Annotated in this window: 5 protein-coding genes (1 of these 5 running past the window's edge); 2 read left to right on the forward strand and 3 right to left on the reverse strand. The window is 62.0% G+C overall.

The features are described from left to right. Nucleotides 1-44: 44 nt before the first annotated feature. Nucleotides 45-1,094, forward strand: coding sequence for a CapA family protein (locus tag ACOOFO_RS01315; protein ID WP_420427862.1), 1,050 nt, complete (start codon nt 45-47; stop codon nt 1,092-1,094). Between the two features lie 339 nt (nt 1,095-1,433). Here the strand turns inward: ACOOFO_RS01315 and ACOOFO_RS01320 are convergent, their stop codons facing one another. Then, nucleotides 1,434-4,523 carry an error-prone DNA polymerase gene (locus ACOOFO_RS01320; RefSeq protein ID WP_420427863.1) on the reverse strand — a complete coding sequence of 1,030 codons (3,090 nt, stop codon included), beginning with the start codon at nt 4,521-4,523 and terminating at the stop codon, nt 1,434-1,436. A 6-nt stretch (nt 4,524-4,529) separates the two neighbouring features. Further along, entirely contained in the window at nt 4,530-5,438 is a 909-nt protein-coding gene (locus ACOOFO_RS01325) for a hypothetical protein (RefSeq protein ID WP_420427864.1), read from the reverse strand. Nucleotides 5,439-5,450: 12 nt separating this feature from the next. On the opposite strand from ACOOFO_RS01325, the gene ACOOFO_RS01330 reads away from it, so the two are divergent. Next, complete coding sequence (locus tag ACOOFO_RS01330) at nt 5,451-5,903, forward strand: hypothetical protein (RefSeq protein ID WP_420427865.1); 453 nt, start codon at nt 5,451-5,453, stop codon at nt 5,901-5,903. A gap of 59 nt (nt 5,904-5,962) precedes the next feature. Here ACOOFO_RS01330 and imuA read toward each other — a convergent pair whose 3' ends face one another. After that, nucleotides 5,963-6,514, reverse strand: the 3' portion of a protein-coding gene (gene imuA, locus ACOOFO_RS01335; protein WP_420427866.1) for a translesion DNA synthesis-associated protein ImuA. The gene runs 66 nt beyond the window's last position; the window shows 552 of its 618 coding nt (coding positions 67-618); the start codon falls outside the window, past its right edge; it ends in the stop codon at nt 5,963-5,965.

The following is a 6,514-nucleotide window of genomic DNA, read 5'->3' on the forward strand; positions in this document are numbered from 1 at the left end:
ACCTACTAGCTAGTGGATTTTGTCACGATCCCGGGGCGTGCACTGTGAAGCTGACCTTTGCTGGTGATTTCAGTCTGGGTGATTGTTACCTACAGCAGTGGGAGGCGCGCAGACCATGGAGCCCACAGCACCAGCGACTGATCGAGGATCCATTCAGCTTCGTGCGCTTGCTGAAGCCCTTCTTTGATGACGGTCGCAACGGAATTATCAACCTTGAGACCGTGCTGACCAAGGCTGTCAGCAGTCCACTCGACGGGCGTAAGGATTTTGTCGGGCGGGATGATCCCGCACGCACGGTGTCGGTGTTGCGCGCTCTGGGGATCTACGCCGTATCGCTGGCCAACAATCACAGCAGGGACTACGCAGAGGCTGGCCTGCTCGAAACCATGCACCACCTGGCCTGCGGAGGTATCCGCTTCTTTGGAGCCGGAAGCAAGTCCGGCGCGAGTGCCCCACTGTGCATTGGCGAAGCGGGCAGTCGCCCGGTGTATGTGATCGGCTCCATGCAGTACCGCACTCGCTACGCCACGGAGTACGACTTTATCGCGCAGCATAGGCAGGTCGGTGTGGACGCATTCAGCGCGGCGAGCATGACGCAGCGTATTCGAAGGCTACGCGAAGACCAACCGCGTGCCTGGATCGTTGTGTTTCCGCACTGGGGGCGGAATTACCGCCGGCGCGACGAGGCCATGCGCACGGCGGCGGAACGCTGGGTGCAAGCTGGCGCGGATCTGATCCTGGGACACGGCGCGCACGCCCTACTGGAATGCGAGTGCATCGGAGGCGTCCCGGTCTGCTATTCCCTTGGCAATGCCGTGTTCAATTCCCCAGGGCGCTACGCGCACTACGACATGCACCCCTACAGCGCGATCGCCCACGTCGAGCTGGACGAAGCGGGGTGCACCCTGCGCTTGTACCCGACAGTGACTGATAACCGCCTGACGGACTTTCTGGTGAGACCGGTGCAGGCAGCTCAAGCTGAAGCTTGCGCATCTGCCGCGATGGGTCGCGATTTTGCGTTGCAAAAAGACGCTCTGGGCTGGTTCATGAGCCCACACTTATCCTGTAGAGAGCGACCACACAGCGCACTATAGCTCTGCCTTCCAGTCATTAGCAGGAGGCTGGACCTCCTGTATTAGACAATTGTTGCAGCGCAGCACTTTCCGGTGTATTTTGCGCCGCACTAACGGGAGTATGTGATGTCTGCTGATGTCCTTTCGGTTGCAGCATGGGCGGTTGTCCTGGTGAGCATGTCAACAGGATGTGTGCTGATCTTTGGTGCGAGCCTTCTCGGCAGACTGCGCGCTGCACGTCTAGAGAGGGCTCTCCAGATAAGCAGCGAGATCGAGGCCACCAGGATGGAAAGCGAGCCTGTGACGACCGATCGTGACCGATGGTCGGATGCGGCCTGAGCTCTGCTGGCCAAGCCACAGCTAATGGAAATCCCGCGAGCGAACGCGGAGACTTCCCAGCCAGTCGCTATGATCCTCGATGTGGTGAACGACAATATGCGTGACGCCGTCGGCACGCTGTAGCTGGCCCCCGACGATGACGAAGTCCGCCATCGCAGTCTGGCGCAAGCGCTTGAAGGTATCCCCCCAGACAATCAGGTTGTAACTGGCCTCTTCGTCTTCCAGGGTCATGAAGACCGTGCCTTTTGCGGTGGAGGGCCGTTGGCGATTGATGACCAGTCCGGCGACACGCAAGGCGCATCCATCCTGCAGGGCTGCAACACGGCCAGCGCGACACACGCCTAGACGATCCAGCCGCTGGCGAAGCAATGCCACAGGATGCCGTCTGAGACTTAGCCCGGTGCTGGCATAGTCGGCAAGGATGTCATTGCCCTCCATAGGGGGGGGCAATGCGGGCATTGACTCCGTGGCGGCGTGACCTGCGAGCATGCCTGGCAGCCGCTGTTCACCGGCAGCAGCCCAGTGGGCGTGATGGCGATGACCGCATAATGGGCGGAGCGCATCGGCACGCGCCAGTGCCTCGCGATCCTGTGCATTGAGGCCCGCGCGATGCACGAGATCCCCGAGCGACCGGAAAGGCTGCTGCTGTCGCGCCTGGACCACTCGGGCCGCGGCTTCATGGCTGAGGCCGCGCACCCGGTTCAGCCCCAGGCGCATTGCGGGGGGCTCGATGTCCGCTTCCAGACTGGATTCCACCTCGCTGCAGAGCACATCGACCGGACGGACCGTGACGCCCATGCGCCGCGCTTCCGCCACCAACTGCGCGGGGCCGTAGAAACCCATCGGTTGACTGTTGAGCATTGCCGCAAAGAAGGCGGCGGGTTCATGGCATTTCAGCCAGGACGAGGCATAAGCAAGCAGGGCAAAGCTTGCCGCGTGGGACTCGGGGAAGCCGTAGCTCCCGAAGCCGAGAATCTGCTCATAGATAGCCTCGGCAAAGGTATCGTCGTAGCCATTGCGGCGCATCCCACTGAGAAGGCGGTCGCGGAAATGCTCCAGCCCGCCGTGGCGCTTCCAGGCAGCCATGGAGCGGCGCACCTGATCGGCTTCGCCAGGGCTGAAATCCGCTGCGACGATGGCGATCTGCATAACCTGCTCCTGAAACAGGGGCACCCCAAGTGTGCGCTTCAGGACCTGTTCCAGGGCAGGACTCGGGTACTCGGCATTGTCGATGCCCTGCCGCCGGCGGAGATAGGGGTGCACCATGCCGCCCTGGATCGGGCCAGGGCGCACGATGGAGATCTGAATGACCAGATCGTAGAAGGTAGCGGGCTTCAAGCGCGGCAGCATGCTCATCTGCGCACGGGATTCAATCTGGAAGACACCGACGGTTTCGGCACGCTGGATCATGGCATAGGTATCCGGGTCTTCCGGGGGGATATCAGTGAGTGCGAAGGGCCTGCCCCGACGCTGCGCAACCATGGCCAATGCGCGACGGATGGCCGTGAGCATGCCGAGCGCCAGCACATCGACCTTCAGCAATCCCAGCGACTCCAGATCGTCCTTATCCCATTGAATGATGGTGCGATCGGGCATGGCCGCATTTTCGACCGGCACCAGAAAATGCAAGGGCTGGTCCGCGATGACGAAGCCGCCGACGTGCTGAGAGAGATGGCGCGGCAGCCCGATCAGTTGTTCGGTGATTCCGATCCAACGCCGGATGGCGTCCTGCTCCGGGTCCACTCCGATCGCCCGCAGGCGTTCGGCCAGGGTGTCGGCGCGGTCATGCCAATGCAGGGCTCTGCCCACGCCATCAATGAGCTCCTGCGAAATGCCCAAGGCAAAGCCGGCGTCTCGGAGCGCACTTTTGGTGCGGTAGCAGATGACGGTGGCGGCCAGTGCAGCCCGCTCGCGCCCATACTTCTGATAGACGTATTGAATGACTTCTTCGCGACGCTGGTGCTCGAAGTCGACATCGATATCGGGGGGTTCATCCCGTTCCTTGGAGACGAATCGCTCGAACAGCAACGTAGAGCGTGATGGGTCTACGGCGGTAATGCCGAGCGCGTAGCACACCGCGGAATTGGCGGCGGAGCCGCGGCCCTGGCAGAGGATGTCGCGACTGCGGGCAAAGCGCACGAGATCCGCCACGGTCAGAAAGAAATGTTCGTAGCCCAACTCGGCAATGATCGCCAGCTCACGCTCCACGAGCGCTCTCACCGACTCAGGCACCCCCGCCGGCCAGTGACGGTGCAGCCCTGCTTCGGTCAGTGCGCGAAGATGAGATTGCGCGGTCATGCCGGGGGGTACCAGCTCACGCGGATAGGTATAGCGCAGGCTGTTGAGCAGGAACTGGCACCGTTTCGCGATGTTCAGACTCTCATTCAGCCATTCCGGCTTGAACAGCTCGGCGAGTTCTTCTCTGGAGCGGAGATGGGCCTCGGCATTGGCCGCCAGCTTGGTGCCACAGGCCGGCAAAGGCTTGCGCAAACGCAAGGAAGTCATCACATCGGCCAGGGCGCGCTGGCCTTGGCTATGCATCAAGACGCCACCGACCGCGGTCACAGGGATGTCATGGCTGTTCGTTAAAGCCTCGGCCTGTTGACGCCGTGCCAGGTCTAGGCCATCGCGCAGCTGATGGAGCGCGATCCACAGCCGGTCAGCGAAGGTGGCTTTCAGCCAGAGGGCATCTTCGTCATTGGCAACATCGAGACGAGGGGGCCACAAGGCCAGCAGGTCCTCCGCATGCGAGGCCACTTCAGCCCGGCTCAGTGCGTAAGTCCCTTTGGTAGCGGCACGACGAGCACAGCTAATCAAGCGGCAGAGCGCACTGTAACCTGCGTGGTTCGGGGCGAGGAGAATGAGCTTCAAGCCGTCATCCAGCTGCAGTTCAGAGCCGATGATGAGTTGGATTCCCAGGCGGTGCGAAGCCTCAAAAGCACGTACGACCCCGGCCAGTGAGCACTCATCGGTGAGCGCCAGCGCGGAATAGCCCAAGGCGTGGGCGCGTTCAACCAGTGCAGCGGGCTGTGAGGCCCCTCGCTGAAAAGAAAAGGCACTCAGACAATGGAGCTCGGCATAGGCTGACTGCCGGGTCGGGGAGCGCTGCATCGCCGATCACGCCCACAAACCATGCAGATACCAGCGCAGGCTGGATCGGTCCTGATACACCCACAGTCGGGCGCCGGTGTCACTGGCCGCCACGAAATAGTCCCTGCGTATCTCCTCGCCCTCCCACCAGCCCGTTTCGATACGCTCCGTCGAACCCATCAGCGAGGGGGAACCCTGCAAGGGTCTAGGCGGATCGAAGAGCCAGAGCGGACGATCCGAGCTCAGCGGTGCCAATGATGCGGAGGATTTTGTGGTGGGGTTCTGCCGTTGCCAAGCGCATTCGGGACGATGGTCGTCAGCGAGTCCCATTTCCCAGACTGCTTCATCGCCGAGTCGCGCAATTAGTCGCTCAACCGTTTGGCGCCAGGCTTCCTCTTGCGCCCTTCCGGTGTCAAAGAGGTCCAATTGCGGGGCATCCAGTGAATGAAAGCTGTCGCAGTGCAAAGCGATGGCCGTCACATCCTCGGGAAGCTTCAGCCGAGCAAGATGCTCGCGGGTCATCAGCAGCCAGTAATCGGCATCCCGCGCCGGTGCGGAAAGCCCTATCGGGAGCTGCGTGTCAGGCGCACTTGGATGCTCTAAAGTGATGCGAATGTGCTGAGCGGCGCGGTCTCTTGCGCGCAAATCGAGTGCAAGTGCCCCGAACAGGTTGCGCAACGGGAATCGCAGCCCTTCCGTAGAATGGATGCATCCGTCAAATCGCAGCCGTTGTTCGAAGCGGCGCGGAAGGCGATGAGCAGGCTTAGTTTCTTTTGCGCGCCCGAGCAATCGATCCAGGTAGCGCGTCGTGTCCACATCGTATCGTCGTCCCAGTTGGTCACTGGGTACTGCAAAAAGGGCGTCACATTGCTCGATGCCCGATGCCCTGAGACTGTCTTTCACCCGATTCGGCAGACACAAGGCGGACACCGGCATGTCCTGCAGCCATTGACGGAGATCATTCATCGTTGGGATTGCGATGCCCGCGTCGTGCTGGGCGAGGAGACGGGCGCCTTCCATCGTGGGTGCGATGGCCAAACCGCACGCCATGCCGTACTCCGCGAGACTGCGCCGGGCAGCCTCCTGCACACCATCCAGTCCATCGAACAGCCGGGCACTGCGACCGACTTCCACCCAGACCGCAGCGTAACCCGCAGGGGCATCGATACTGGGTGCCTGATGGTCCATATGCACCGGTCCCCCGATGCAATGGCCCAAAGCCGCCAATTGCTGCAGGTATTGCGCTTCTGCCTCATGCCGGCGCTCAACAAATCGCAATTCTGGCCGCGCTGTTGCCACGGCAGCGAGATCGGCACCGGCAAATACGGGGGCCTTTGTGGCGACAATCCAAGCGCGCTTGCCCTGTCGCGTGATCACGGCCAGCTGCTCGGTATCAGGTAGCAGGAGGGCATCCAGTGCCAGCCGCTTCGGCACGAGACACAGCCATTGCTGCCTAGCCATCAAGCTGCTTGTAGCCATTGCCTACCCGCTTGACCTCCTCGGCATTTGTGGATGGTGACTTTCAGGCGATCTGGCCCGTCCACGATTTCCAAACGCAAGGCCGCCGGAGAGGCCTGCGCCACCGCCGAGAGATCGCGATAGAGGACCCCACTAGCATCACCCGCCTCCGCCGCGAGCTGAAGCTTACGAAGTTCCTGTGCTGTGATCTTTCCAGGCCAGCACAACACCGCGCTGAACCCGCCTGACCGCAAGGTCTGCTCGCAAGCCCACCGCGCCGCATCCTCAGTCTCGGGCTTGACAACCAGGAGCCTTGACAGGATCACGCCGGACTGCGCCAGAGCGGGTGCATAGGGCAGCAACGGGGGGCGAAGCAAGGCCACCCGGCCCCCGGCCTGGGTCAACCTCGCCAGCCAGGGGAGGACCAACTGTAACTCCCCACATCCAAGGCGTGGAATGAACACCTCGCTCAGTGAACCCACGGGCCAACCACCACCAGGGAGCAGATCGTCGAGCCCTTTGTGACCGGTCGACTGTGTACGTACCGACGCCTG

The sequence above is a fragment of the Algiphilus sp. genome (assembly GCF_965216485.1).
Lineage (GTDB): Bacteria > Pseudomonadota > Gammaproteobacteria > Nevskiales > Nevskiaceae > Algiphilus.

Excerpts from the sequence above, each read along its gene's own strand:
- ACOOFO_RS01320 (WP_420427863.1), bottom strand. The coding sequence starts at position 4,523 with ATGCAGCGCTCCCCGACCCGGCAGTCAGCCTATGCCGAGCTCCATTGT.
- ACOOFO_RS01325 (WP_420427864.1), bottom strand. The coding sequence starts at position 5,438 with ATGCCGGTGTCCGCCTTGTGTCTGCCGAATCGGGTGAAAGACAGTCTC.